This window comes from Sinorhizobium sp. 6-70 (assembly GCF_030124375.1).
In the GTDB taxonomy this organism is placed as follows: domain Bacteria; phylum Pseudomonadota; class Alphaproteobacteria; order Rhizobiales; family Rhizobiaceae; genus Sinorhizobium.
Genome location: NZ_JASKLS010000003.1, coordinates 355,337 through 379,797, shown reverse-complemented (window position 1 = coordinate 379,797; position 24,461 = coordinate 355,337). Strand labels below are relative to the sequence as shown.

21 protein-coding genes and 1 pseudogene are annotated in these 24,461 nt (G+C 62.4%); 10 read left to right on the top strand and 12 right to left on the bottom strand.

The genetic code is table 11. From position 1 onward, the window contains the following. Positions 1–71 precede the first annotated feature (71 nt). Both QN222_RS08910 and QN222_RS08905 read left to right on the top strand, forming a co-directional pair. Positions 72–2,327 (top strand): ABC transporter permease, encoded by a 2,256-nt coding sequence (locus QN222_RS08910; protein WP_283961469.1) that lies wholly within the window; start codon positions 72–74, stop codon positions 2,325–2,327. Then, complete coding sequence (locus QN222_RS08905) at positions 2,317–3,099, top strand: ATP-binding cassette domain-containing protein (protein ID WP_180942487.1); 783 nt, start codon at positions 2,317–2,319, stop codon at positions 3,097–3,099. Before QN222_RS08910 ends, QN222_RS08905 begins: the two co-directional genes overlap by 11 nt. Positions 3,100–3,112: 13 nt before the next feature. Here QN222_RS08905 and QN222_RS08900 read toward each other — a convergent pair whose 3' ends face one another. The 7 genes from QN222_RS08900 to QN222_RS08870 form a co-directional block, all read right to left on the bottom strand. Then, positions 3,113–4,120, bottom strand: a complete 1,008-nt coding sequence (locus QN222_RS08900) for a ScyD/ScyE family protein (protein ID WP_283961470.1) — start codon at positions 4,118–4,120, stop codon at positions 3,113–3,115. Then, entirely contained in the window at positions 4,099–4,863 is a 765-nt protein-coding gene (locus QN222_RS08895) for an SUMF1/EgtB/PvdO family nonheme iron enzyme (protein WP_283961528.1), read from the bottom strand. Before QN222_RS08895 ends, QN222_RS08900 begins: the two co-directional genes overlap by 22 nt. Further along, complete coding sequence (locus QN222_RS08890; protein WP_283961471.1) at positions 4,856–5,917, bottom strand: sn-glycerol-3-phosphate ABC transporter ATP-binding protein UgpC; 1,062 nt, start codon at positions 5,915–5,917, stop codon at positions 4,856–4,858. Before QN222_RS08890 ends, QN222_RS08895 begins: the two co-directional genes overlap by 8 nt. 3 nt (positions 5,918–5,920) lie before the next feature. After that, positions 5,921–6,787: a carbohydrate ABC transporter permease gene (locus QN222_RS08885; protein ID WP_180942490.1), complete on the bottom strand. Its 867-nt coding sequence runs from the start codon at positions 6,785–6,787 to the stop codon at positions 5,921–5,923. Positions 6,788–6,792: 5 nt separating this feature from the next. Beyond that, positions 6,793–7,719 (bottom strand): sugar ABC transporter permease, encoded by a 927-nt coding sequence (locus QN222_RS08880; RefSeq protein ID WP_283961472.1) that lies wholly within the window; start codon positions 7,717–7,719, stop codon positions 6,793–6,795. Positions 7,720–7,801: 82 nt separating this feature from the next. Next, positions 7,802–9,061, bottom strand: a complete 1,260-nt coding sequence (locus tag QN222_RS08875) for an ABC transporter substrate-binding protein (protein ID WP_284005370.1) — start codon at positions 9,059–9,061, stop codon at positions 7,802–7,804. A 411-nt stretch (positions 9,062–9,472) separates the two neighbouring features. Next, the gene (locus QN222_RS08870) at positions 9,473–10,402 is read right to left on the bottom strand and encodes a DUF930 domain-containing protein (RefSeq protein WP_283961474.1); all 930 of its coding nucleotides are present in this window, start codon (positions 10,400–10,402) and stop codon (positions 9,473–9,475) included. Between the two features lie 265 nt (positions 10,403–10,667). On the opposite strand from QN222_RS08870, the gene QN222_RS08865 reads away from it, so the two are divergent. The 8 genes from QN222_RS08865 to QN222_RS08830 all read left to right on the top strand — a co-directional run bounded on the left by QN222_RS08865 (position 10,668) and on the right by QN222_RS08830 (position 19,587). Continuing rightward, complete coding sequence (locus QN222_RS08865; RefSeq protein ID WP_283961475.1) at positions 10,668–11,585, top strand: aldo/keto reductase; 918 nt, start codon at positions 10,668–10,670, stop codon at positions 11,583–11,585. A 49-nt stretch (positions 11,586–11,634) separates the two neighbouring features. After that, positions 11,635–12,294: a DUF6064 family protein gene (locus QN222_RS08860; RefSeq protein ID WP_283961476.1), complete on the top strand. Its 660-nt coding sequence runs from the start codon at positions 11,635–11,637 to the stop codon at positions 12,292–12,294. Positions 12,295–12,408: 114 nt separating this feature from the next. Continuing rightward, on the top strand, positions 12,409–13,401 hold the full coding sequence (locus QN222_RS08855; RefSeq protein ID WP_283961477.1) for a LacI family DNA-binding transcriptional regulator: 993 nt from the start codon (positions 12,409–12,411) through the stop codon (positions 13,399–13,401). 39 nt (positions 13,402–13,440) lie between these two features. Beyond that, positions 13,441–14,679 carry a sugar ABC transporter substrate-binding protein gene (locus QN222_RS08850; RefSeq protein WP_283961478.1) on the top strand — a complete coding sequence of 413 codons (1,239 nt, stop codon included), beginning with the start codon at positions 13,441–13,443 and terminating at the stop codon, positions 14,677–14,679. 68 nt (positions 14,680–14,747) lie between these two features. Continuing rightward, complete coding sequence (locus QN222_RS08845) at positions 14,748–15,668, top strand: sugar ABC transporter permease (RefSeq protein ID WP_283961479.1); 921 nt, start codon at positions 14,748–14,750, stop codon at positions 15,666–15,668. A 26-nt stretch (positions 15,669–15,694) separates the two neighbouring features. Further along, positions 15,695–16,558 (top strand): carbohydrate ABC transporter permease, encoded by an 864-nt coding sequence (locus QN222_RS08840; RefSeq protein WP_283961529.1) that lies wholly within the window; start codon positions 15,695–15,697, stop codon positions 16,556–16,558. 22 nt (positions 16,559–16,580) lie between these two features. Then, positions 16,581–18,509 (top strand): glycoside hydrolase family 127 protein, encoded by a 1,929-nt coding sequence (locus QN222_RS08835; RefSeq protein ID WP_283961480.1) that lies wholly within the window; start codon positions 16,581–16,583, stop codon positions 18,507–18,509. Positions 18,510–18,513: 4 nt separating this feature from the next. Beyond that, positions 18,514–19,587: a sn-glycerol-3-phosphate ABC transporter ATP-binding protein UgpC gene (locus tag QN222_RS08830; RefSeq protein WP_283961481.1), complete on the top strand. Its 1,074-nt coding sequence runs from the start codon at positions 18,514–18,516 to the stop codon at positions 19,585–19,587. A 42-nt stretch (positions 19,588–19,629) separates the two neighbouring features. On the opposite strand, the gene QN222_RS08825 is transcribed toward QN222_RS08830, so the two are convergent. The 5 genes and pseudogenes from QN222_RS08825 to QN222_RS08805 all read right to left on the bottom strand — a co-directional run. After that, positions 19,630–20,523 (bottom strand): intradiol ring-cleavage dioxygenase, encoded by an 894-nt coding sequence (locus tag QN222_RS08825; RefSeq protein WP_283961482.1) that lies wholly within the window; start codon positions 20,521–20,523, stop codon positions 19,630–19,632. 7 nt (positions 20,524–20,530) lie between these two features. Then, positions 20,531–22,285 carry an FAD-dependent monooxygenase gene (locus tag QN222_RS08820; RefSeq protein ID WP_283961483.1) on the bottom strand — a complete coding sequence of 585 codons (1,755 nt, stop codon included), beginning with the start codon at positions 22,283–22,285 and terminating at the stop codon, positions 20,531–20,533. Next, a complete protein-coding gene (locus QN222_RS08815; RefSeq protein WP_283961484.1) occupies positions 22,278–23,363 on the bottom strand; it encodes a branched-chain amino acid ABC transporter permease in 1,086 nt (361 codons plus the stop codon). The genes QN222_RS08820 and QN222_RS08815 overlap by 8 nt, the downstream gene beginning before the upstream one ends. Before the next feature lie 9 nt (positions 23,364–23,372). Further along, the gene (locus QN222_RS08810; protein ID WP_284005369.1) at positions 23,373–24,236 is read right to left on the bottom strand and encodes a branched-chain amino acid ABC transporter permease; all 864 of its coding nucleotides are present in this window, start codon (positions 24,234–24,236) and stop codon (positions 23,373–23,375) included. Then, positions 24,223–24,461, bottom strand: a pseudogene (locus QN222_RS08805) (ABC transporter ATP-binding protein); the annotation flags it as partial. The gene QN222_RS08810 and the pseudogene QN222_RS08805, both read right to left, overlap by 14 nt.

The window sequence follows — 24,461 nt, the reverse complement described above, 5'->3', positions numbered from 1 at the left end:
TGCATTCAAGCATAGGCGGGAGGGCGTGCCTCTCCCGCCTCCGTTGGCAAGGACCGAACGGTAGGAACTCTATGGCGCTCACGACGACGACATCGCTCGGCCGTGCTCCACCGCAGCTTGTCGGCGGTTGGGAGGCCGGCCTCCTGATCTTCCTCGCTCTGCTCTATTTCGCTGGGGCGCTTGTCAATCCGGCCTTCTTCGGTTCGACAGGGGCCCTTCACGCGCTTTTGCGTGACACGTCCCGCGTCGGGATCATTGCCGTCGGCATGACCTTCGTCATCGCCAACAAGGATCTCGACCTTTCTGTCGGCTCGACATACGGGCTGATTGCCGTGATTTTTGCCCGGCTGTTCGCGCCGAGCTTCCTTGATCTCGATATCGCGACCTCGGTCATCCTCTGCGTGCTCCTCGGCACCCTGATCGGTCTCGTCAACGGCACACTCGTCACACTCCTGAAGGTGCCGGCATTCATCGCCACATTGACGATGCTTTTCATCGGCCGCGGCTTCGTGCTCGCGCTTACGCACGGCCAGGCGATCTATTATTCAGGAAAAGCAAAGGATTACCAGCTCTTCTTCCACCTTGGTGAGAGCAATGCCCTCGGCTTCAACAACCAGATCGTCATCTTCGCTGTCGTCGCCACTATCGGGGCCTTCGTGCTCGCCAAGACCCGCTGGGGCTACGAGACCTTCGCCACGGGAGGCAATGAGCAGGCGGCGATCTATGCCGGCATCCCGACGAACTGGGTGCGGATCCGCGCCTATCTGATCTCATCGCTCTCGGCGACCCTTGCGGCACTCCTGTCGGCCGCCCAGGACAAGGGCGTGACTCCCCTCTACGGCGTTACCTGGGAGCTTACTGTCATCGCCTCCGTCATTATCGGTGGGGCGTCGATCCTTGGCGGCCGCGGCCGTGTGATCGGCTCCTGCCTCGGCACCGCCGTTGTCGTCCTGATCGACAAGGTGCTGCGCGAGGGCTGGTCGATCACGCGCACCGTCGTGATCGACGGCGAGAGCATCGCCGTCAACGCCCGATACACCTTGCCGGCGGGCGCCGTCCTTGTGTTCCTCGGCCTCCTCCTCGTCATCGCCGTGCTGATCGAGCCGCATCTCATTCGTCGTCAGCTGGCGGCCCGCTTCTGGGCGTGGCTGCGCGGCCAGCCACCGCCGCCGGCCTACGAGATTGGCGGCGTGGCATTGGAGGGCGTCCAGACCAAGGGCGCGATGGCGACGGACATCGACGTGTCGGCGACGGCGTTCGGCCGGTTCTTCTCCCGCCGCGATGCGCTCGCCATCACCCTCGCCGTACTCCTGTGGCTGACGGGCCTTGCCCTGCGCCCCGACTACTGGTGGAACCTCTCCAACACCTTCGCGATCCTGCTCAACTATACCGAGCTGGCACTGATCACGGTCGGGCTCGTCTATGTCATCGCCGCCGGCGATATCGATCTTTCCGTCGGCGCCGTGCTCGCGCTCGCCGGCAGCACGGCGGCCTATTTTCTGAAGGTGCTGGGCGCCGATCCCTTCACGGCTGTTACGATGGGGCTCATGGCGGGGATGGCTGCCGGCCTCGTCAATGCCGTCGTCACCGTCGGCTTCAAGCTGCCGGCCTTCATTGCCACGCTCGGCATGTTCTACATCGCCCGCGGCCTGGCCGCCTGGTTCGTCGCCGGCCAGCAACTGACCGGCTGGCCCGAAGGCTACAACCTCATCGGCCGCAAGGTGAACGACATCCTCCTCCACATGGATATCGTGTTGCCGGACGGACTCTCGCGCGCCGTCGCCCAGGTCGTGAGCGTGCAGACGATCTGGATGCTCCTCGTTGCGCTCGTCGCCGGTATCGTCCTTGCCTATACGCCGTTCGGCCAGAAGGTCTACGCCACCGGTGGCAACGTCCGCGCCGCGGCCTATGCCGGCATCAACACCAACCGCGTGCGCTTCCTCTCGCTGCTATTGGCGGCTCTCTGCGCGACCATGGCCGGGATCATCAACGTCGCCTATTTCCGCAGCTTCAACCCGGTGGCCGGCCAGTTCCGCGAGCTCGACGCGATCGCCGCGGTCATCATCGGTGGCGGTTCAATCTTCGGCGGCTACGGCACGATGATCGGAGCGCTTGCCGGCGCTGGCGTCATTACGCTCGTTCGGGCGCTGTTGCAGCTGAATGTGCAGGGCTTCAGCATGCCGCAGCACTGGATCAACGTCTTCATCGGCGGCATCCTCATCGTCGCGGTGCTGGTCGACATCTGGGTTCGCCAGGCCAATCTGTTTGGCCGGTTGCGCGAGCGTAGAGTCCGCCAGCGAGCCCCGGAGACAAGCCATGCCAGATAGCCCCGCAAGTGCCCCGATCGTAGAGATGCGCGGCATCGAAAAGGCCTTCGGGGCGGTGCAGGCGCTCCGCAGCGTCGACCTCGTGCTCTACCCTGGCGAAATCCTCGGCCTCGTCGGCGACAACTCGGCCGGCAAGTCGACGCTGATGAAGATCATGACCGGCGCCTACCAGCGCGACGCCGGCGAGATCTTCGTTGCCGGACAGCCGGTATACTTCAAGAGCCCGCATGAAAGCCGCGCGGCGGGCATCGAGATGATCTATCAGGACTTCGCCCTTTGCGGAAACATGGACGTCGGCCAGAACATCTTTCTCGGCCGCTGGCCGCGCCGCGGCTTCTTCGTCGACCGGCGGCGCATGTATGCGGAAGCCGATAGCGTGTTGAAGCGCCTCAAGGTGGATGTGAACTCGGTCTACCAGAAAGTCGAGAGCCTGTCGGGTGGCCGCCAGCAATCGGTGGCGATCGCCCGTGCAATCTCGTTCGAGCCGCGCGTGGTAATACTCGACGAACCGACAGCAAACCTCTCGGTGATGGCGACCGAGCGGCTCCTCGAAACCATGCTGGAACTCAAGCGGCAAGGCGTCGCCCAGATCATCATCTCGCACCGCCTCGTCGATATCTTCGCCGTCGGTGATCGCGTCATGGTGCTGAAGCGCGGCGAATATGTCGGCGACCGCTACATCAAGAACACCGACGAGCACGAAGTGCTGGAGATCATCGTCTCCGGCACGCGCGAGCAGGCGCTGACCGCCGATCAGGCAAGAAAGGCCTGAACGCTCGATAACGTCACGGTGTCGGTTCCCGTGTCAGGAAATGGAGATTGCCGGCGAGTTCGGAAACGACGAGCCGCCGTTCGTCCCATACGAGGACGGCGACCGGCCGTGTCAGCCGATCGAGAACCACCTGCCGGGCACCCGTCGTCTTATCGATTTTGAGCAATCGGCCGCTGCCCTTCAGAAAACCTTCCTTCTGGTCGTAGCGACCATGCTCGAGTACGAGCATCCCGCCGTCCGCGTCGAAGGCGATCGCGACCGGCGCGTTCAGACCATCGACATCGGCCCGCGGCGGCGCAGTTCCGCCCGTCTCTGGAGCTGAAACGATCTTTCCAGCACCGTCGAGGAAAGGAAATCCGCCGAACAACGCGACATGGATGCGCCCGTCGCGAAGGGCGATGCCAGTCGGGACCGCGTCGACTTCGTAACCGCCCTCTTCGGTGAACTCCGTCGGCGAAAGTTGTCGCAGCGCCGTCGTTTCCTGCTTCATGCGGCGAAAGGTCATGATCGTTTGCTTGCGACCGTCCGCCTCAATGCGCTCGACACTGTTTCGTGCGGAGTCGATCACGTAATAGGTTCCATTGGCGACGGCGAAGTCGAACGGATTCCAGAAATCGCTGCTGATCACACGGGTGTTGCCGTCGTCGCCGACCGCCACGAGGGCATGGTCAAGCGGGCCTTCGCCGGCATCGACCGGCGTCCACCCTTGAGCCGCGACAGAAGCATCGCCAACGCGCACGACGCGATAGGGCCCGGTCGGGTCGCCAATGACGTCGAGGCCGTGAGGAAACACCGGGCCGAAGGCGACAAGCTCACCGTCTGCCTCGCGCCGGAAGAGCCGGCCGCTGGCAAGATCGGTGATGAGCAGCGCCTCCCCGTCACGCGAAAGGCCGGAGAAGGCCGCACCCGGTTTGCTGACGGTTTCCAGCCGGTAGCCGGGAGCGGCCACCGGGTCGGCGGCAGCGCCATCTGCGAGGAACAGAAGACCGGTGGCGATGATCAAGGTTCGGAGCGAACGCATCGGAAGCCGCCATTGGCTGCAAAACGGAATTCCGGATCATATGCGAGACGATAGGTCGTGGTAAGGTGGCTCGGATCGCTGTTCCAGGAGCCGCCGCGAAGCACGCGGTATCGCCCGGCGCTCTCCGCCGCAGCCTGGCCCTCGTAAGGCGCGTAGAGGTCGCTCGTCCATTCCCAGACGTTGCCAACGAGATTGAGGACGCCTTCCCCGCTCGCGCCCTCGGCAAAGGCGTCGGCCGGCGCAGTCATCGGGTAGCCGTCACGCGCGTCGCCGGAACAGCAGCTGTCCGTGCCAAAATTCGCCGGCACGATCTTGCCGCCGTGCTCGCCCCAAGGAAACGCGGCCCCATTCGAGCCTCGCGCGGCCCTCTCATATTGCTGCTCCGACGGCAGCGACAGGCCGTAGTGACGGCAAAAGGCCACCGCATCTCCCCAGCTGACGCCGACCACCGGCCGATCATCCAGGCCGAGCGCAGGGTGATTTGCATAGAACGCCGCGCGATGACCGGTTGCCTCGACGAAACGGCGATATTGGTGGTTCGTGATCTCGGTGCGGTTGATGGCGAAGGATTGTCCGTCGAGCACGCGGCGCGGGCGCTCGTTTTCGGGACCATCATCGCGGCCGAAGACAAACGGACCGGCGGGGATGTCGATCAGCGGATTGTCGGCGATCGGTCCGGTATCGCCGGCAGCCGCGTGAGATGTGAGAGCAATGAGGATCGCCGCTGCGCAAAGGTCAGACATCGACACGGGCTTGTGTCTCCCCGTCGAACAGGAACACGCGATCCACCGCAACCTTGACGCCGATCCGCTGGTCGATCTGGCCGGCGAAATTCTTGTCGGCCCGCAAGGTCATCAGTTGTGCGCCGAGCCGCAGGCTGACGAGCGTACTGTCGCCGGTGAGTTCGACCGAATAGATCGGCGCGACCAAATTGACGTCGGGGTCGTCTACGCGGGCGGCGTGGACGTCCTCCGGACGGATGCCGAGAACGGCGCGGGAAATGCTGACCCGGCCGAGCCCACCGACCCTGAGACCAGCACTCGCGAACACGCCATCCCGCACTTCCCCCGGAATGAGGTTCATCGAAGGCGAACCGATGAAACCGGCCACGAAAAGCGTGCGCGGATCGTTGTAGATTTCCCTCGGCGTGCCGAGCTGCTCGATCACACCCTTGTTCATCACCGCGACGCGATCGGCAAGCGTCATCGCCTCTATCTGGTCATGGGTGACATAGATCGTCGTGACCTTGAGTTCATGCTGCAGGTGCTTCAGCTCCGAGCGCATCTGGGTGCGCAGCTTGGCGTCGAGATTGGAGAGCGGCTCGTCCATCAGGAAGACACGCGGCGTGCGCACGATGGCGCGGGCGAGCGCCACGCGCTGTCGCTGGCCGCCCGAGAGCTCCCTCGGAAGACGGGACAACAGGCTGTCGAGCTCCACGCGCCGCGCCACGTCGACAATCCGCTGCTTGCTTTCGGCCGGCGGCACTTTGCGGATTTTCAGGGGATAGCCGATATTCTGCTCGACAGTCAGATGCGGATAGAGCGCATAGGACTGAAAGACCATCGCCACGTCACGATATTTGGGCAGCACGCCATTAATGCGGTCCGCGTCGATGTAGATATCGCCGGACGTCGCCTCCTCGAGCCCCGCAACCATGCGCATGGTCGTCGTCTTGCCGCAGCCGGAAGGGCCGAGGAGGACGAGGAATTCCTTGTCCCTGATCTCAAGGTTGAAATCCGTGATCGCGACGAATTCGCCGAACTTCTTCGAGACGTTCTTGAAACTGACCGACGCCATGGCTCAACCCTTGACAGCCCCAAGGGAGAGCCCCCGGACAAGATGCTTTTGAACGATGAAAGCGAAGATGACGATCGGAACGCAGGCCATGAACCCGGCGGCGCTGATCTCGCCCCAATAGGTGTTGTACTGCGTCACCCGCCCGGCAATGCCGATCGGCAGCGTCTGCGACTGCTCGGTCAGTGTGATGATGAGTGACAACAGGAACTCGTTCCACGAAATGATCAGGCAGAAGATCGCCGTTGCCGCAAGCCCCGGCCGGGCAAGCGGCAAGGCCACATGCAGGAAGGCGCCCCAACGGGTATCGCCGTCGACGACCGCAGCCTCCTCCAGTTCGACCGGCAGGTCCTGGAAATAGCTTTTCATCATCCAGGTCGCGAAAGGCAGGTTGAAGGCGGTGTAGGCGATCACGAGCGCCGACTTCGTGTTCAGCATTTGGAAGTAGTTGAAGAACAGGTAGAGCGGAATGATGCTGACGATCGGCGGCATCATGCGTGTCGAAAGAATCCAGAACGAAACCTGCTTGCGCCACTGCCACGGGTAGTGGAACCGTGCCAGGGCATAACCCGCCATCGTGCCGAAAACCACGGAGACGATCGTCGTCCCGACCGCGACGAGGAAACTGTTCAGCGCGTAGCGCAGGAAAGGACGCTGGATGAAGGCTTCCTGGTAATGCTTCAATGTCGGGTTTCTGGGCAGCCATTCCGGCGGCACGGCGAAGATGTCGATATCGAACTTGAACGAATTGGCAGCAATCCAATAGATCGGGAAAAGCGTCAGGATCAACGCGACGAGGATCGCCAGGTAGGCCAAAAGGCGTGTGAGCACCTCTTTGGTGCGGCTGCGTCTGTGGAGGGTCCTTGTCGCCATCGTCTTCAATCCGCCAGCCGCATGCGCTTCATGAACCAGGTGCTGAGAACGATCGTCACGAACAGCACGAACAGCGATATCGCCGCCGCGTAGCCGGGATCGGCGAAACGGTAAGCGACCTGGTAGATGTAGAGACTCAACACCTTGGTGCGATCGGCGGGGCCGCCGCCGGTGAGGATGAATACCAGGTCGAAAAGGCGCAGGGCGTCCATCACCCGCAGCAGCAGCGCGATTGCGATGACCGGCTTCAGGAAGGGGATCGTCAGGTCCCAGAATTGTCGCCAGGACGAGGCGCCATCGAGCGCGGCCGCCTCATAAGGTTCCACCGGCAGGCTCGCGAGCCCCGCCAGCATCAGCAGGAATATGAAGGGTGTCCACTGCCAGACATCGGCAACGATGATCGAGAACATCGCGAGGTTCACGTCGCCTGCCCATGCCTGCAGGGGAAGACCGAGGCGGTACATGATTTCGTTGAGCACGCCGAATTGAGGCTCGTAGATCAGCTTCCAGGTGATGGCGACGGCAATCGGCGGCAGCATCATCGGGATCATCAGCACGGTCTTCAGAAATGTCAGCCGGCGGATGAATTTATCAAGAAGCAGGGCCAGGCCGAGACCGAGAAGAAATTCGACCGTGACTGCCACCACGGTGAAGACGATGGTGTTGCGGAGCGCGACATGAAACTGCGCATCCGACAGGAGCCGCGCAAAATTGCCGGCACCGACGAACTCCCACGGCAGGTCGGGGTTCGGGCTGATCCTGTGAACCGCCGCGTAAAACATGTAGAGGCTCGGGAAGATCGTCAGCGCCAGCAATATCAGGACCGTCGGCGCAAGCATCAGGTAGCGCAGGTGACGCTCCGCCCACCGCTCCAGCCAGCCACCTGGCCGAGACTGCGCGGTCGATGTGCCGTCGCTCGCGGACTTCAACATCCGTCTCTCCCTGCAGACCTTCTGTCGATCTCGGTTCCTGTCGCGAACGGGGCCGAAGGCCCCGTTCGTGCAGAATTTCCCGCTATTTAAGGCCGGTGATCTGCTCGACCGCCGCCTGCGCGTTCTTCAGCGCCTCCTCCGGCGTGATCGTGCCCGCAACGGCCTTGGAGAGTTCGATGCCAAAGGCATTTTCGATCTCCGGCCATTTCGGATGGCGCGGACGCGGGGTCGAAGCCTGGATCGCCTCCATCAGCACGGGATAGTGCCGGAACTTCTCCTGCTTGGTCAGTTCCGGATCGGTGAAGACCGAGGCCCGGACGGGCGGGTTGCCGCGCTCGGCGGAAATCTTGATCTGCTCGGGCGAGGTTGCCCAGAGCATGAAGTCGAAGGCTTCCTGCTTGTTCTTCGACGCCGACATGATGCCCATGGTCCAGTGGCCGATTTCCGAACTGCCCGGCTTCGTTCCGGCTGGAATGGCGGTGTAGGAGATCTTGCCGACCATCTTCGACTGGCTCGGGTCCTCAAAGGTCGCGACCCAGTTCGGCCAGTTGATCGACGAAGCCGAGGTGCCCGCAGCGAGCGCCGTGCCGACCTCGTTGGCGTTGTAGCTCTCGACTCCTTTCGGCGAGACGTCGCGCAGTGCCATGAACGTCTTCATGGCGGCAGCACCTTCCGGCGTGTCGATCGTGACCTTGCTCCGGTCGGCATTGAAGAGATCGGCGCCATAAGACCAGAAGATCGGCATGAAATCGGCAACGACCGGGTTGCCCTGGCCGCCGCGGAAGACATAGCCGAAATAGCGGCCGCCGCCTCCTTCGGTCAGCGCCTTGCTCGCCTTCAGCACGTCATCCCAGGTTTTCGGAGCCTCGACGCCCGCTTCCTTGTACTTGGCAGCGTCATAGAAGAACATCTGCGCATTTCCCACATAGGGCAGGCAGACGTAAGGCCCGGAGTTATAGGGATTGCGGCAGATCGCCAGCGACTTCGACAGGAAATCGTTGTCGGGTCCTTCCAACCCGGCCTTCTTGAAGTAGGGCGTCAGGTCCTCCAGGTGCCCGTTTTCGGCAAAGAACGGAATCCACGGATCATCCATCAGGACGATATCGAAGACGCCTGACTTGGTGGCGCCGGCATTGGCGCCTTGTTCGAAGACGTTGGCATAGGGCGCCTGGACGGTCTCTACCTTGGTGCCCTTCAGCTTTGCGTAGTCTGCGGCCGCGGCTCTGAGGCCGTCGCCTTCGCTGCCGGATGGCACGAGGACCGTGATATCGGCCCATGCGGCTCCGCTGATCGCGAGCGCGGACGCTGCGGCAGCCAAGGTGAGAAACAGTTTACGAACCATCATACACCTCCCATTCCGAGTTGTTATTCAGAGGCCGCTTTTTCGAAAGGAGGACCTCACCCTATCCGGCATGGCGGAGACGCTGCTTCGCAGCGCGTAACGAGAAACTGAAATTTTCCGGCGCCTCCCTAGGCCGGAATTGCTCCCAGAGCCGCGATTTTATCACACTGCGCGCATTCCTCATAAGCGCAACATTAGCGACAACTTAGATGACGTCTTACACAATCAGGAGGTCGCGGGAGCCAATCTTTGGGTTTACTGCCCTTCTACCCTGGGCATCCCGATCAGCAGTTCGGCAAACGGCGAAAGCGCCCCGCCCCCGACGCCTAGCGGCGCCAATTATCTGGGGAATTTCGTGGCTGTGGGATCGGTCGGGCGGCGAGGAAGATCGAGCCTGAGATGCCCGCGTGCTCAGTTCAGCGGCAGCTCGCGCGCATTCCATTCGCTTTTCGGAACTGCGCCACCGATCGCGAAGCTGAAAGAAGTCACGGCCGTCGCATCAGCATCGACCTCGCACTTGAAGTCGACATTGTACCACTTCGCCTTGCTTCGGTAGGCGCTGCCGATGGCGGTGACCGCCGAAGTCGAAATGGTACCGGCGCGGGCTAGCATATCCGGGAAAGCGTCCGGCCTCTGGTTACGGATCTGCTCCAGCGCCTCGATGCTGCAGATCTGCGCGATGCGCTTCTTGACGGGGAGCTTCCCGAGCGCCTGCTTGATGCGCGGGTTCGACAGCGCATTTGGCGAAAAGAGTTCTTTTGCCGGAACGAGCGCGTCGGATTTCTGTTCGACTTTGGCGCCTGCCGGCTCCGAGGGCTGCTGTTTCTCCGCTGTTTCCGGCGGCGGCCTTTGCGCGGGAACCGGCACGCCTTCAGGGGAGGCCGCTTCCGCCTCGCCCTGCTGGATCGCCGCGTCCGGTTGCGGCATTGCCAGCACCGGCGGCGCCGGTTTGGGTTCCGGCGTTTCGCGCGCAGCGGTCTCTGTCTTGGATGGCGTCGGTTCCGGCTGTTCGACGGCTTTCGGAGCTTGTTGCGCCTCGCCCTGCTTCGGCGGAGGCTGCTGCTCTTCGTTTACATCCGCGCGTGCTGAAGCGGATTCGAAGGCCTGCGGCTGCGCGGCTGATGGTTTGGCGCCGGATTTCGCCGGTTCTGCCGGCGGCTTTTGTGCCTTCGGGCGCGGTGGCGGAACCAGTTCGACGTTGACGCTCTGCTCCTTCGCCGGTTCCGGCGGTGCTTCGGGCAGCCGAAAGAGCAACAGGAACGCCACGGCCAGATGCAGGGCAACCGACGTCGGCATGCCCCATGCGATCTCTCTCTTCGGCTCCTTGGCGAACTGTTGCATTGCTCAAAAGACAGCGGGCTGCGCGGGCAAAGGCCGTACCGCAAGACGAAGCAGTTTTGCCCCACCCCGCTCCAGCCTGTGACGGTCAACGTCAAATAAGGGCTTGAACGGCTCTGAACAAGCGGAAAGTCCCGACGCGGCCACCGTCTCTCGCATCACGACTTCGCAGTTTCATGCCGGTGCCATAGCACTTCATGATCTCGCCGGATCTAACGGGTATAATTTCCTTTGTCCTCTTGCCATGCGCGGAAAGGAGGTGCCCCCGATGAGGTTCACACGGCGAAGCGTCCTTCAGGGATTTGCATTGGCTGCGACCTTGCCGGTGGTGCGGCACTCCGCGCATGCCCAAGTCGCCGGCGTCACCCGGAGAGCAATCCCGTCAAGCGGCGAGGAAATACCGGCGATTGGCCTCGGCACCTGGATCACCTTCAACGTCGGCGACGATCCGGTGCTTAAGGACGAGTGCGCCGCCGTGATGGCGGCCTTCTTCGAAGGCGGCGGGCGCATGGTCGATTCCTCTCCCATGTACGGCTCCTCGCAGCCGACCATCGGCTATGGCCTTCAGAAGCTGAAATACCCCGATCGCCTGTTTTCAGCCGAGAAGGTCTGGATTTCCGATCCGGCAAGCGGGGCGGAGCAGATCGAGGCCTCCCGCGCCTACTGGGGCGTTGAGAAGTTCGATCTCATGCAGGTCCACAATCTCGTTTCCTGGCAAGACCATCTGCCAATGCTGTTCGAGATGAAGGCAAAGGCGCAATTGCGTTACGTCGGCATCACTACGTCGGAAGGGCGGCGGCATCGGGAAATCGAGAGCATCATGGCGAGCCAGCCGATTGATTTCGTTCAGCTTACCTACAACATCCTCGACCGTGAGGCGGAGGAGCGCATCCTGCCCCTGGCGCAGGAGAAGGGCATCGCGGTCATTGTCAACCGCCCGTTCCGCCAGGGCAGCCTGATCCGGCAGCTCGATGACGAACCTCTGCCCGAATGGGTCGCCGAGACGGGCGCGCGCAACTGGGCGCAGTTCCTGCTCAAGTTCATCGTCTCACATCCGGCGGTCACCTGCGCCATACCCGCGACGACCCGCATCGACCATGTGCGCGAGAATCTCGAAGCCGGCGGCGGCGTCCTGCCTGACGAGGCGACGCGGCGGCGTATGGCCGACTACGTGGAGGCGTTGTGACCGCCCGCCTTGCCCGATCTGCCTAACGCGCGAGCTGTGAGGTCGGCGAATGTCGGAGTGGTGGACCTATACGCCTGGCGATTTCCTGATGTTCTCGCCGCGCGTCTACGTTCGCCTCATCGAGCGCTACAATCTGGATTTCTGGCCGCTTCAGCTCGTCTTCGTGATCGGCATGTTGGCGGTCATCGTTTTCGCGGTCATGCATGTGCGGTTGGCGAAGATTGCGCTTCTGCCGGCATTTGCCGTGGCCTGGGCCTTTTGCGCATGGCAGTTCCTCTGGCTTCGCTATGCAACCATAAACTGGGGCGCGACCTATGCCGCGATGGCCTTCTTTCTTCAGGCCGGGCTTCTGGCGATTCTCAGCTTTGATACGGACCACCGCATCGCCGTGAGCCGATGGCGCCGCTACGGTGGGACTGTTCTTGTCCTATTCGGGCTCCTGGTTCACCCGCTTCTCGACTTGCTTTCGACGCGTTCGCTGGCCGCCGCAGAAACCTTCGGCATGATGCCGGATCCAACCGCGATCACGACGCTCGGCACGGTGCTGGCGATCAGAGGAAGACGCCCCTTGCTGCTTCTGCCGATCCCGCTCCTGTGGTGCGCGTTCAGTAGCCTGACTCTGCTGGCGATGGAGGATCGCGGTGCAATCGTCCCGCTTGCCTCGATCGTCTTTGTCGCGATCTTGCTGCTGACGCCTACCCGGCCCTGAACCTCTCAGCGACCGACGATGAGAAAACCTTTTTTCTGTTGACAGATGACATGAGAAAAGGTTTTCTCTCCTTGAACACGGGAGGGTGCGCTGGACAATCCGACCAACAGACGCGTGACCATTCATGACGTGGCTGCGGCAGCCGGCGTCAGTATTTCAACGGCCTCGAAGGCGTTGAACAATACTGGCCGCATGGGAGCCGAGACGCGCGAGAGGGTGAAGCGCATCGCGGGCGAAATCGGCTTCAGGCCGAACGCGCTTGCGCGCGGACTGCTCAGCAAGCGCAGCTTTACCATCGGCCTTCTGACGAACGACACCTATGGACGTTTTACCTTGCCGGTTATGGCGGGAATTTCGGAAGCGCTGGTCGATCACGGTGTCTCGGTCTTCCTGTGCGCAATCGAAGACGACCCGGCGCTGGGGCAGATCCATGTCGATGCCATGCTCGACAAGCAGGTCGACGGCATCATCGCCTCCGGAAAGCGCCTGGACCGACGCTTGCCGGTCGATCTGTCGAGCCTCCCAGTACCAGTCGTTTACGCCTTTACCGAAGGCACCGAGACGAGTGTCACGCTGCGCTCCGATGATGCGCAGGGCGCGCGTCTTGCGGTCGAATGGCTGGCGAAGCTCGGACGCCGCCGGATCGCACATATCACCGGGCCTGAGGATTTCTTCTCGGTCCGCGAGCGCGCCAGCGCCTACCGGGAGGTCGCCGGCGATGTCGAGCCGATCCTTTACGGCGTCTGGGCCGAGAGCTGGGGTCATGAGGCCGTCGGGTCGATCTGGGATCGGCCCGGCGAAAAGCCCGATGCCATCTTCTGCGGCAACGACCAGATCGCCCGCGGCGTGGTCGACGCCTTGCGAGAGCGTGACGTTCGGGTGCCTGAAGACGTGTCGGTCGTCGGCTTCGACAACTGGGAGATCCTGGCGGCGCAAACGCGGCCGCCGCTGACCTCCATCGACATGGGGTTGAAAGAGCTTGGCCGTGAGGCCGGCCTGACTGTGCTCGCGCTCGCAGAGGGGCGACGCGTCGAGCCGGGCGTGAGGAAATTGCCGTGCCGGTTGGTTGTCCGGCAATCGTGCGGGGGCATGAGCCCCACGGAATAACGAAACGGCGCGAGGAGGCGCCACAACGGGAGGAGTGCCATGATCAAGCGTCTATTGGCAGCAACGAGCATCATTACCTTGTGCCTGGCGTCCGGTGCGTCGGCCGCCGAGAAAATCGAAATGTGGGTTCGTTCCGGCATCGGCGAATCCTTCAAGAAGGTCGTCGAGGCCTACAATGCCAGCCACGAGAACCAGGTCGCCATGACCGAAGTGCCGTTCTCCGAACTGGTGCAAAAATATGCGACCGCGATTGCGGGCGGGCAGGCCCCGGACGCGCTTTCGCTCGACCTCATCTACACCCCGGCCTTTGCCGCCGCCGGCCAGCTCGAGGACCTGACCGATTGGGCGAAGGCACTGCCCTACTTCAATTCGCTCTCGCCATCCCACGTGAAGCTCGGAACCTATCAGGATCGCATCTACGGCCTGCCGCTTTCGGTCGAGACGTCGATTTTTGCCTGGAACAAGGACCTCTACAAGAAGGCCGGCCTCGACCCGGAAAAGGCGCCGACCACTTGGGAGGAGATCGAAGCCAATGCCGAAAAGATCCGCGCCCTCGGTGACGATATCTACGGCTTCTACTTCTCCGGCGGCGGCTGCGGCGGCTGCATGATCTTCACCTTCACCCCGCTTGTCTGGGGTTCGGGCGCCGACATTCTCTCCAGCGACGGCAAGAAGGCGACACTCGACACGCCGGAAATGCGTAAGGCGGTCGATATCTACCGTTCGATGGTCAAGAAGGACCTCGTGCCGGCGAGTTCGGCCAGCGACAACGGCGTAAACTTCCTGACCTTCACGAATGGCAAGATCGGCCAGCAAAGCATCGGCGCCTTTGCCATCGGCACGCTGGTCACCGAAAACCCCGACATCAACTTCGGCGTGACGCTGATCCCCGGCGTCAACGGCGGTACCTCGTCATTTGCTGGCGGCGATAATTTCGTCATAACCAAGGGCACGAAGAAGATCGACGCGGTGAAGGAGTTCCTCGAATACACCTATTCGATGGACGGCCAGAAGGTGATGGCGAAATACGGCAGCTTGCCGACCCGCGGCGATATCGCCGACAAGGTGCTTGAAGGCCTCGACCCGCGCATGCAGGTGGGTATCAAGGCGATCGAGGTCGCCAAGACGCCCTACACGCTGCAGTTCAACGATCTGATCAACAGCGCCAACGGCCCCTGGGCGACCTTCACCAATGCGGCAATCTATGGCGACGATGTCGACGGGGCATTCTCCAACGCCCAGTCGGAAATGCAGTCGATCATCGACACCGGCCAGTGATTGCAGGCTAGAACCGGGGCCGAAGGCGATCCTCCGGCCCCTCTTTCTTCAACAGGCGGAGAATTGCGATGGCCGGCTCTGGCCCAGGAAAAGCATTGCCCGTGCGCAGGAGACGGCGGCGCCACTCGCAATGGCGCGGGCTTCTTTACATCGCCCCGGCGATGGCCCTCGTCATCGTCTTCTTCGTCATGCCGGTGCTGTTTACCGGGTGGATGAGCCTGCACAACTGGCCGCTGCTCGGTTCGCCGCGCTGGATCGGTTTCAACAACTATTTCCGCATGGCGAACGACGGGCGCTTCGTCTCGGCCCTGCGCTTCACCACCTACTACACGGTGATCGTGACGATCGCGATCTTCGCTGTCGCCTTCCCATTGGCGATCTTCGTCGAGAGGCACCGACGCTTCGTCGGCGCCTACCGCACCATCATCTTCCTGCCCGTCGTCGTCGGGCTCGCCTCGGCGTCGTTGCTCTGGGTCTGGCTCGCGAACGTCGACAGCGGCTTCATCGGCCCCGCATTGAAGGCACTCGGACTCGTCGAGAAGAGCCCCAATCTGCTCGCCACTTTCGATAGCGCCTTTTTCACCATCATCGTCATGGTCGTCTGGAAGATCGCCGGCTTTACGATGATCATCCTGCTCACCGGGCTACAGGCAATTCCATCCGAATTGACCGAGGCGGCCCGCATCGACGGCGCCGGCCGGTGGCAGCGGTTCCGCTATCTCACCTTGCCACTGATGCGCCGGACGATCGCGCTGGCGCTGATCATTTCGGTGACCGGCTCGATCCTCGCCTTCGACCAGTTCTACATCATGACGAGCGGCGGCCCACAGAACCGCATGATCTCCGTGGTCTACTACATCTTCAACCAGTCCTTCGTGTCCTTCAATCTCGGTTACGGTGCGGCTCTCTCGATCGCACTCCTCGCCATCCTGGTCATTATCAGCGTCATGCAACTGCGGCTGCTTCGCGTCGGGGAGGATCGCCCATGACCCTTTCCAAGATGAACCGCTCCAACATGAGTCTCTCCAGCCGGCGCCGGGCACGCAAAGCGTTCCGGGCAGAATCGACCTATCACGCGACAGGCGTGGCAATCGCGCTCTTCTTCCTGGCGCCTTTCGCCATCACCCTGCTCGCGTCGTTCCGACACGGCACCGAAGCGCGCCTTCCACCGCTGCCGCCATGGCCGGCGAACGGCATCAGCCTTGATTCCTATCGCTCGCTCGACACCTTCGGCGCCGGCGTCTGGCAGCACACGTTCAACTCGTTGCTCGTGTCGCTCGCAACCGTCGCGCTGACCGTGGCCGTCAGCGTGCTCGCGGGTTACGGCTTCTCGCGCTACCGCTTTCCGTTGAAGAACGTGCTGTTCGTGCTGATCATCGCCACGCTGATGATCCCGTTCCAGTCGATCCTCACGCCGCTCTTCATCATTCTTGCCAGGCTCGGGCTGAACAATTCGCTGTTCGGACTGACGCTCGTCTATGTGACGCTGCAGCTTCCCTTCTCGGTCTTCATGATGCGCAATGCCTTCGATGCGGTGCCGAAGGAGATCGAGGAGGCGGCACGCATCGACGGCGCCCGCGACCTGAAACTCCTCTTCCGGGTGCTGATGCCGCTGGTGCTGCCCGGCATCGCCACGGTCGCGATCTTCGCTTTCCTCAATGCCTGGAACGAATTCCTGGCGGCACTCGTACTCTTGTCGAGCAACGAGAAATACACGCTGCCGGTGCTGATGATGGCTGTGCGCGCCGGTCGCCTCGGCGCCGTCAACTGGGGCGCGGTTCAGGCCGGCGTCGCCGTCATGACCCTGCCCTGCCTCGTCGTCTTCCTGCTTCTGCAACGCTACTACATGCGCGGGCTGATGGCCGGCGCCGTGAAATGAACTCCAAGAAACGGATGAAGCCATGAACAAACCCCGACACGATCGCCAGTTCCGCCCCCTCCCCGTTCCGAGTGTTGAAGTGCACGGCCTTTTCGGCGACCGCCAGGACGCAATCTGCGAATCCACCGCCGAAGTCCTGCTCGACCGCTGTGTCGAGGCCGGCATGCTCAGGGCGATCGACGTCGACCAGCCGAGCCCCGGCATCGTCATCCCGTTGCAGGCCTGGTCGGGCTCGACCCAGATGTTCTGGGACAGCGATCTCGGAAAATCGATCGAGACCATCGCCTATTCGCTCTACCGCAAGCCCAACCCCAGGCTCGAAGCGCGTGTCGATGCCATCGTCGACATGTATGAAAAGCTGCAGGACAAGGACGGCTACCTGAACGCCTGGTTCCAGCGGGTACAACCCGGCCGGCGCTGGACCAATCTTCGCGATCACCACGAACTCTATTGCGCCGGCCATCTGATCGAGGGCGCCGTCGCCTATTACCAGGCGACGGGAAAGCGCAAACTGCTCGACGTCATGTGCCGCTTTGCCGACTATATGATCGAAGTGTTCGGCCATGGCGAAGGGCAGTTGCCGGGCTACTGCGGCCATGAAGAAATCGAGCTCGCGCTGGTAAAGCTTGCCCGCGTCACGGGCCAGAAGAAATATCTCGATCTCGCCAAGTTCTTCATCGACGAGCGCGGCAGAGAGCCCCACTTCTTCACCGAAGAAGCGATCCGCGACGGTCGCGATCCGAAGCAGTTCATCCAGAAGACCTACGAATACAATCAGGCGCATCTGCCCGTCAGAGAGCAGAAGAAAGTCGTCGGTCATGCCGTTCGCGCCATGTATCTCTACTCCGGCATGGCGGACATCGCGACCGAGTACAACGACGACAGTCTCACCTCGGCGCTCGAAACCCTTTGGGACGACCTGACGACCAAGCAGATGTATGTCACCGGCGGTATCGGACCGGCAGCGTCGAACGAAGGCTTTACGGACTACTACGATCTTCCGAACGAGAGCGCCTATGCCGAGACCTGCGCCTCTGTCGGCCTCGTCTTCTGGGCAAGCCGCATGCTCGGGCGCGGCCCGAACCGGCGCTATGCGGACATCATGGAGCAAGCGCTCTACAATGGCGCCATGGCCGGTCTTTCGCTCGACGGAAAGACATTCTTCTACGAGAACCCGCTGGAAAGCGCCGGCAAGCATCATCGCTGGGTCTGGCACCATTGCCCCTGCTGCCCGCCGAACATCTCGCGCCTGCTCGCCTCCATCGGCTCCTATATGTACGCCGTCGCTGACGACGAAATCGCCGTCCATCTCTACGGCGAGAGCAAGGGCCACTTCGAGATCGGCGGCAAGAAGGTCGAGCTTGTGCAGAAGACCCGCTATCCCTGGAACGGCGCCATCCGCTTCGACGTCACGACGCAGGACCCGGTGCGGTTCTCTCTGTCGTTGCGCATTCCCGAATGGGCAGAGGGCGCCGCGCTGAAACTGAACGGCGAGACCGTCGATCTTTCGGACGTAACAACCGACGGCTACGCGCGCATCGAGCGTGAATGGCGAAGCGACGACCGGGTCGAGCTCGATATTCCTCTGACGCCGCGCGCGCTCTGGGCAAATCCCCAGGTGCGGCAGGATACCGGCCGTGTCGCGCTCATGCGCGGGCCGCTCGTCTATTGCGCAGAGGCAACCGACAACGGCGCGGGCTTGAACGGAATCGTGCTTGGCGGCGGTGTTTCGAACGCGAAGACTGCAGAAATCGCTGAACTTCAAGGCGCAGTCGCGCTCGACATTTCCGTCGCCCGCGATAAAGCGGATGATTGGGGCGCCACACTCTATCGCACGTCACCGCCGAAGGTGAACCGGGCGACGGCCCGCTTCGTTCCCTATCACCTGTGGGACAATCGCACGCCCGGCGAGATGCTCGTCTGGGTTCGCGCCGGTGAAGTCGGGCGGTGACGGCATGCATGAAACCGGAGTTGTGTTGACGGACATTCGCAAGAGCTTCGGCAGCCTGGAGGTCATCCATGGCATCGACCTCAGGATTGCGGAAGGCTCGTTCGTCGTCTTCGTCGGGCCGTCCGGCTGCGGAAAGTCCACCTTGCTGCGCATGATTGCGGGCCTCGAGGAGGTCACCGACGGCGAGATCGAGATCAAGGGACGCAACGTCACCGATCTCGATCCGTCAGATCGCGGCATCGCGATGGTCTTTCAATCCTATGCCCTCTATCCGCATATGAGCGTGCGCGAAAATCTCGCCTTCGGCCTCAAAATGGCCCGCACCGAGACGGCCGAGATCGAGGCGCGCGTGAAAGCCGCCTCGGCGATCCTGAAGATCGACCATCTGCTCGACCGTCGCCCGGGTCAGCTTTCCGGCGGCCAGCGCCAGCGCGTTGCGATTGGGCGGGCGATCGTGCGCAAGCCCGATGTCTTTCTTTTCGACGAGCCGCTTTCCAACCTCGATGCGGAGCTGCGCGTCTCGATGCGCATCGAGATCGCCAGACTCCATCGCGAGCTCGGCAATACGATGATCTACGTGACCCACGACCAGACCGAGGCGATGACGCTGGCCGACAAGATCGTCGTACTGCGCGACGGCCGCATCGAGCAGGCAGGAACGCCGCGCGAGGTCTACGAAAATCCCGCCAATATCTTCGTCGCGGGCTTCATCGGCTCCCCACGAATGAACCTGCTCGACGCTGTCTGGTTAGGCAACGGACGCGTCCGCGTTGCGGGAAGCGAGATGTCGGTACCCGTCACCGGCGAGGGTTTACAGATTGGAGAAAAGGTTTCCTTCGGGGCAAGACCGGAACATCTCTTCGTCACCGACGGCGGAGCGGGATGCATACCGGCAAAAGTCGATTTTGCCGAATATCTCGGCGGCACCCAGTATCTCTATTGCCAGCTTGCCGATGGCCAGCCGCTCATTGCCGAATATCGCTCGGGACCGGAAATCAATGCCGGCAGCACGATTGCCCTTTCGGTCAACGACAATCAGCGGCGGCTGTTCGGGGCGGACGGCCGAAGGCTGACCTGATCGACAGCGGCAAGCCGCTCCGCACGGCTTGCCGCGCCACCCTCATCGTCCTCTTTCGCCGGTGCGCGCCAGCACGAAATCGTGCTCCACCTCCCAGAAGTCGCCTTCGAAGTTGTATTCCTTCGCACGCACCGGGTCGTGCGTCCGCTTGAACTCAGCGAGCAGGCTTTCCTTCACACCGAAGACCGCGTCGGAATTGATGTAGGGATCGTCCGGATCGAAGATGTGGGTGATCAGTGTCTCAAAGCCGTCGGCCTTGATAATGTAGTGGAGATGCGCCGGACGGTTGGGGTGTCGACCGAGATGGTCGAGCATCTGGCCCACCGGACCGTCGTTCGGGATCGGATAATATTTCGGCTTCACCGCGCGAAACCAATAGCGCCCGTCGGGCCCGGTCCGGAAGACGCCGCGCAAATTAAAGTCAGGCTGGATGCCCTGCTGCTGGACGTCGTAAAAGCCCTCGTCATTTGCCTGCCAGACATCGAGCACAGCGCCGGCGATCGGGTTGCCGCTCGTATCGAGAATCCGCCCCTGGATAAACAGGTCCTCGCCCTTCTGGTCGAGGCAGATATTGGCGCCCATCTCCAGCTCTGGCGCTCCCTTGACGTGGAAGGGGCCGAGCACGGTGCTTTCGGAGGCGCCTGATGGTTTGCGATTGTTGATGGCGTCCACCAGCATCGAGACACCGAGCGTGTCGGACAGCAGGATGAACTCCTGCCGCCACTCGTTGCACATCTGCCCCGTCCTGGTCAGGAAAAGGATCGCTTGCAGCCACTCCTCCTGGGTCGGCTCGATTTCCTTCACGGCCTCGTGCAGCTTGCGGATGACGACCTCCATCACCTGCTTCAGCCGCGCATCCTTGGCATTCCTGTTGCGGCCCGTGACGACTTCGACGGAGTTCTCTTCGGTGAAAAAGCCTCTTTCATGCGCTTCCATGGTGTCCTCACTTGTCGAGAATTGTCGTCATGACGCGATAGAGTTCCGCTGCCGGATCCGCAGCTATCACGTCGCTCCGCCAACAGACGTGATGATCCGGGCGGACGAGCACGATGCCGCTGTCGCGCACCTCGCGCGCGTTCGCCCAATCGCCGGAAAAATCCTGCCAATGCTGGCGCGGTCCGATCACGTGGGCGGCGATCTCGATGCCGAGCTCGCGACCGACCGCGCGGGCGGCCTCGACCCAGCCCTCCCCGCCGATGCCGGTCAGTACTGTGAATTTGCCTTGGCCGGTCAGGTCCAGGGTCGAGGCCTTGGTCCCGTCGCCGGAGAACACCCATGCATGCGGCAACCGGGCGCCCGGCCATGTCGTCGGGTGATAATGCAGTTCCGCATCCTTGGTGAAGGCGGGCTCGCTCTGCCCATCGGTCACGATCGCATCGGAACGATAACGCTGGTTCATCTCGACGCCGTGGGCGTCGAACTCATAGACCTTGTCGGCGATCGATTTGCGGATCGCTGCGCGCTGCTCCTCCGCGGCCGGCGTGTTGTCGCAGCGTGCATCCATGTTCTGCTGCATCTTCACCGGGTCGATCGAGTCGAGCAGGCCGAGCGCCTTGAAGATCGGCCCGAATTCTTCGATCGACTTGTTGGCCCGGGTAACGATCTGCTTGGCGACCGGCGCGCGCTCGGTCCCGTAGCTTTCGAGCAGCTTCGAGCCGGCCTTGCCCTTGAGCACAAAAGCAAGCTTCCAGGCGAGATTGAATGCGTCCTGGATGGACGTGTTCGAGCCGAGGCCATTCGAAGGCGGGTGGCGGTGCGCCGCATCGCCCATGCAGAACACGCGGCCGTTGGACATGGTCGTCGCATACATGTTGTTGACGGTCCAGGTGGAGACCTGCTTGATCCGCGGCTCCAGATCCGGCACGCCGATAAGATCGCGCACCACCTTCTTGGCATGTGCCTCGTCCACCGCCGGCGCCGGCTGGTTGATGTCGTAGCCCCAGACGATCAGCCATTCGTGCCAGGGCCGCACCATCCGCACGAGGCCCATGCCGATGCCGCCGACGTCGGCGCCCGGCTGCAGCACCCAATAGAGCACCGACGGGCGATGCGCGACATAACGCGAGAGATCGGCCTCGAACAGGATGTTCATCGAGCCCGCGACGCCCATCTTGCCCTCGAAGGCAAGACCCGCGTGCTCGGCGACACGCGAATTGCCACCGTCGGCGCCGATCAGATACTTCGAGCGAATTGTGAATTCCCTGCCGGTCAGCCGGTCGACGCACGTGGTCGTGACGCCGTCGGCATCCTGCACATGGCCTATGTATTCCGTCGACATCCGCGCTTGAGTGCCGCGGGAACATGCGGTCTTGAACAACAGCGGCTCCATGAAGGTCTGCGGCAGGTCGTTCATGTGGCTCGGCGAGGACAGTTGGTGCTCGGCGCGGCTCAGCGGGTGTTTGCCCCAGCTCTTCATGCGACCGATCTCTTCGCCGGCAAGCGACGTGCAGAACACGTTCTCGCCCATCAGGTCCTGCTCGGCGGCGAACATGTAGGCCTCGTCCTCGACGTCCCGGCCGAGATCGCGCAGAACCTCCATGGTGCGCTGGTTGGTGATGTGCGCGCGTGGCGTGTTGGCGAGCCAGCGATAGCGGTTGATCACCAGGTTTTCGACACCATAGGTCGAAAGCAGCGCCGCCGTCGCCGATCCCGCAGGCCCGGTGCCGATGATGAGTACGTCCGTAGTGATGTCAGCCATGAGGCCCTCCCTTATGCGTGCGATTGAGTGATCCGCCCCTCAAAAGGCGGCGAACCGGAAAAAGCTGGATGCCGGTGCGGTCCGAGAAGAGGCCCCAGAGACCGCGCGGCGCGAAAAGCATGACGAGGATGCCGATCAGGCCCAGTATCAGGAGATACCAGGAGCCGTAGCCAGCAAGGAGATTCTGCAGGAAAAAGAATAGGATGACGCCGATGATAGGTCCCTCGACCGTGCCGATGCCGCCGATCACGACGATGAAGATCACATAGGCCGTCCAGTCGATCACCGAAAAGGCGGCGTCGGGCGAGATGCGTGCCTTCTGCACGTAGATCAGCGCCCCGGCGATACCGGTAATGAACGAGGCGGCGAGATAGACGAAAGCCTTCATCCGTCTCGCATTCACGCCGACAGCGCGCGCTGCCTGCTCGTTGTCGCGTACCGCCGCCAGGCCGAGACCCTGCTTACTGCGCAGCAGCCCGTAGACGAATCCGATGGTCGACACCATCAGGACCAGCGCCAGCCAATAGGTCAGCGTATCTCCGGCCGCGGACGCCTTCATCCCGAAGACGTCGCGCATCAACCCGACACCGACCATGTCGCGGATGGCCTCACGCGGCAGCGATGTCCCGGTGCCGCCGCCGAGCGCCTTCCATTGCGCCAGCAGCAGGCGGACAACCTCGGCGATGACCCAGGTGCCGATCGCGAAATAGGGTCCCTGAAGCCGGAAGGTGAAGAAAGCGGTCGGGATCGCGAGCAGCATCGAAAGCACACCTGCAATCAAGACGGCTGCGAGCGGGTCGACGCCGAGCAGGATGACGCAGGCGAACATCGCATAGGCGCCGAAGCCGACAAATGCCTGCTGACCTACGGAGATCAGACCCGCGTAACCGGCGAGCAAATTCCAGTTCTGCGCGAGCACAAGCATCGTCAGGATGAAGAACAGATCCTGGACGACGCCGCGCGAGACGAGGAACGGTACCGCAAAGGCGAGCAGCAACGTAGCGCCCGCGGAAAGAGCGAACGGTGCCGACGTCTTTTTTCGGGTTTCGACCTGCCAGGATGGAATGACGAGCGACATGAATGCACCTCAATCCATTGCGCGCGGGAAAAGGCCGCGCGGTTTAAAAAGAAGAACCAGCAGAAAGGCGAGATGCCCGGTGAGGATCTGCCATTCCGGGTTGATCGCGGCACCGACGGTCTGCGCGACCCCAAGAATGACGCCGCCGGCGAGTGTGCCCCAAAGCGAGCCGAGCCCGCCGATGATGACCGCCTCGAAGGCGTAGATCAGCCGCGCCGGTCCCGATGTCGGTTCGAAATTGGCGCGGGTGCCGAGATAAAGTGCTGCGATCGTCACGACCACCATCGCCAGACCGGTTGCGAGCGCGAATATCCGTTGCGGGCGGATGCCCATCAGACCGGCTGTCACCGGATCGTCCGAAGTGGCGCGAAAGGCGCGGCCGACGGCAGTGCGATAGATAAGCTGGTTGAGGCAGACGATAACGGCAACGGCGGAAAGAAAGGTCATCAGCGGCATGATGCCGGCGTTGACCGGACCAAGCGCGATCGATGCCGATTCAAGGCTGCCTGCGGAGACCCGGCGGCTATCAGCCGAAAATCCTTCCAGCAGTCCGTTCTGGAGCACGATCGACAGGCCGAAGGTCACGAGCAAGGGCGGCAGGATATCCTTGCCCAGTGTGCGGTTGAGCAGAAAATATTGCAGCGCCCAACCGGCGGCAAACATCAGCGGGGCGGCCATGAGCGCGCCGACGAAGGGACTGACGCCGAGCGTGGTGACAAGCGCGAGGATGACAAAGGCGGCGAGCACGATCAGGTCGCCATGAGCGAGGTTCACGAGCCGCATGATGCCGAAGACCAGGCTTAATCCGGCAGCGAAAAGCGCGTAGAGCCCGCCGAGCAACACGCCTTGAAGGATGGTATCAAGCCAGTTCATGGCGCTCCGCTCCGAAGTAAGCCTTGTGGATCTCATCATGGCCAAGCTCCGACGCATGGCCGGACAGCGTGATCCTTCCCTCCATCATGCAGTAGACGCGGTCGGCCACCTTCAGCGCCTGACCGATATCCTGCTCGACGATGACGATGGAGGCACCACTCGCGCGGATACGCGGAAAGGCAGCGTAAATGGCGCGAACGACCGCCGGCGCGAGACCGAGGCGGA

Bases quoted from the DNA above. Each gene is read 5' to 3' on its own strand.
- QN222_RS08910 (WP_283961469.1), top strand. From the start codon at position 72: ATGGCGCTCACGACGACGACATCGCTCGGCCGTGCTCCACCGCAGCTT.
- QN222_RS08905 (WP_180942487.1), top strand. From the start codon at position 2,317: ATGCCAGATAGCCCCGCAAGTGCCCCGATCGTAGAGATGCGCGGCATC.
- QN222_RS08900 (WP_283961470.1), bottom strand. From the start codon at position 4,120: ATGCGTTCGCTCCGAACCTTGATCATCGCCACCGGTCTTCTGTTCCTC.
- QN222_RS08895 (WP_283961528.1), bottom strand. From the start codon at position 4,863: ATGTCTGACCTTTGCGCAGCGGCGATCCTCATTGCTCTCACATCTCAC.
- QN222_RS08890 (WP_283961471.1), bottom strand. From the start codon at position 5,917: ATGGCGTCGGTCAGTTTCAAGAACGTCTCGAAGAAGTTCGGCGAATTC.
- QN222_RS08885 (WP_180942490.1), bottom strand. From the start codon at position 6,787: ATGGCGACAAGGACCCTCCACAGACGCAGCCGCACCAAAGAGGTGCTC.
- QN222_RS08880 (WP_283961472.1), bottom strand. From the start codon at position 7,719: ATGTTGAAGTCCGCGAGCGACGGCACATCGACCGCGCAGTCTCGGCCA.
- QN222_RS08875 (WP_284005370.1), bottom strand. From the start codon at position 9,061: ATGGTTCGTAAACTGTTTCTCACCTTGGCTGCCGCAGCGTCCGCGCTC.
- QN222_RS08870 (WP_283961474.1), bottom strand. From the start codon at position 10,402: ATGCAACAGTTCGCCAAGGAGCCGAAGAGAGAGATCGCATGGGGCATG.
- QN222_RS08865 (WP_283961475.1), top strand. From the start codon at position 10,668: ATGAGGTTCACACGGCGAAGCGTCCTTCAGGGATTTGCATTGGCTGCG.
- QN222_RS08860 (WP_283961476.1), top strand. From the start codon at position 11,635: ATGTCGGAGTGGTGGACCTATACGCCTGGCGATTTCCTGATGTTCTCG.
- QN222_RS08850 (WP_283961478.1), top strand. From the start codon at position 13,441: ATGATCAAGCGTCTATTGGCAGCAACGAGCATCATTACCTTGTGCCTG.
- QN222_RS08845 (WP_283961479.1), top strand. From the start codon at position 14,748: ATGGCCGGCTCTGGCCCAGGAAAAGCATTGCCCGTGCGCAGGAGACGG.
- QN222_RS08840 (WP_283961529.1), top strand. From the start codon at position 15,695: ATGAGTCTCTCCAGCCGGCGCCGGGCACGCAAAGCGTTCCGGGCAGAA.
- QN222_RS08835 (WP_283961480.1), top strand. From the start codon at position 16,581: ATGAACAAACCCCGACACGATCGCCAGTTCCGCCCCCTCCCCGTTCCG.
- QN222_RS08830 (WP_283961481.1), top strand. From the start codon at position 18,514: ATGCATGAAACCGGAGTTGTGTTGACGGACATTCGCAAGAGCTTCGGC.
- QN222_RS08825 (WP_283961482.1), bottom strand. From the start codon at position 20,523: ATGGAAGCGCATGAAAGAGGCTTTTTCACCGAAGAGAACTCCGTCGAA.
- QN222_RS08820 (WP_283961483.1), bottom strand. From the start codon at position 22,285: ATGGCTGACATCACTACGGACGTACTCATCATCGGCACCGGGCCTGCG.
- QN222_RS08815 (WP_283961484.1), bottom strand. From the start codon at position 23,363: ATGTCGCTCGTCATTCCATCCTGGCAGGTCGAAACCCGAAAAAAGACG.
- QN222_RS08810 (WP_284005369.1), bottom strand. From the start codon at position 24,236: ATGAACTGGCTTGATACCATCCTTCAAGGCGTGTTGCTCGGCGGGCTC.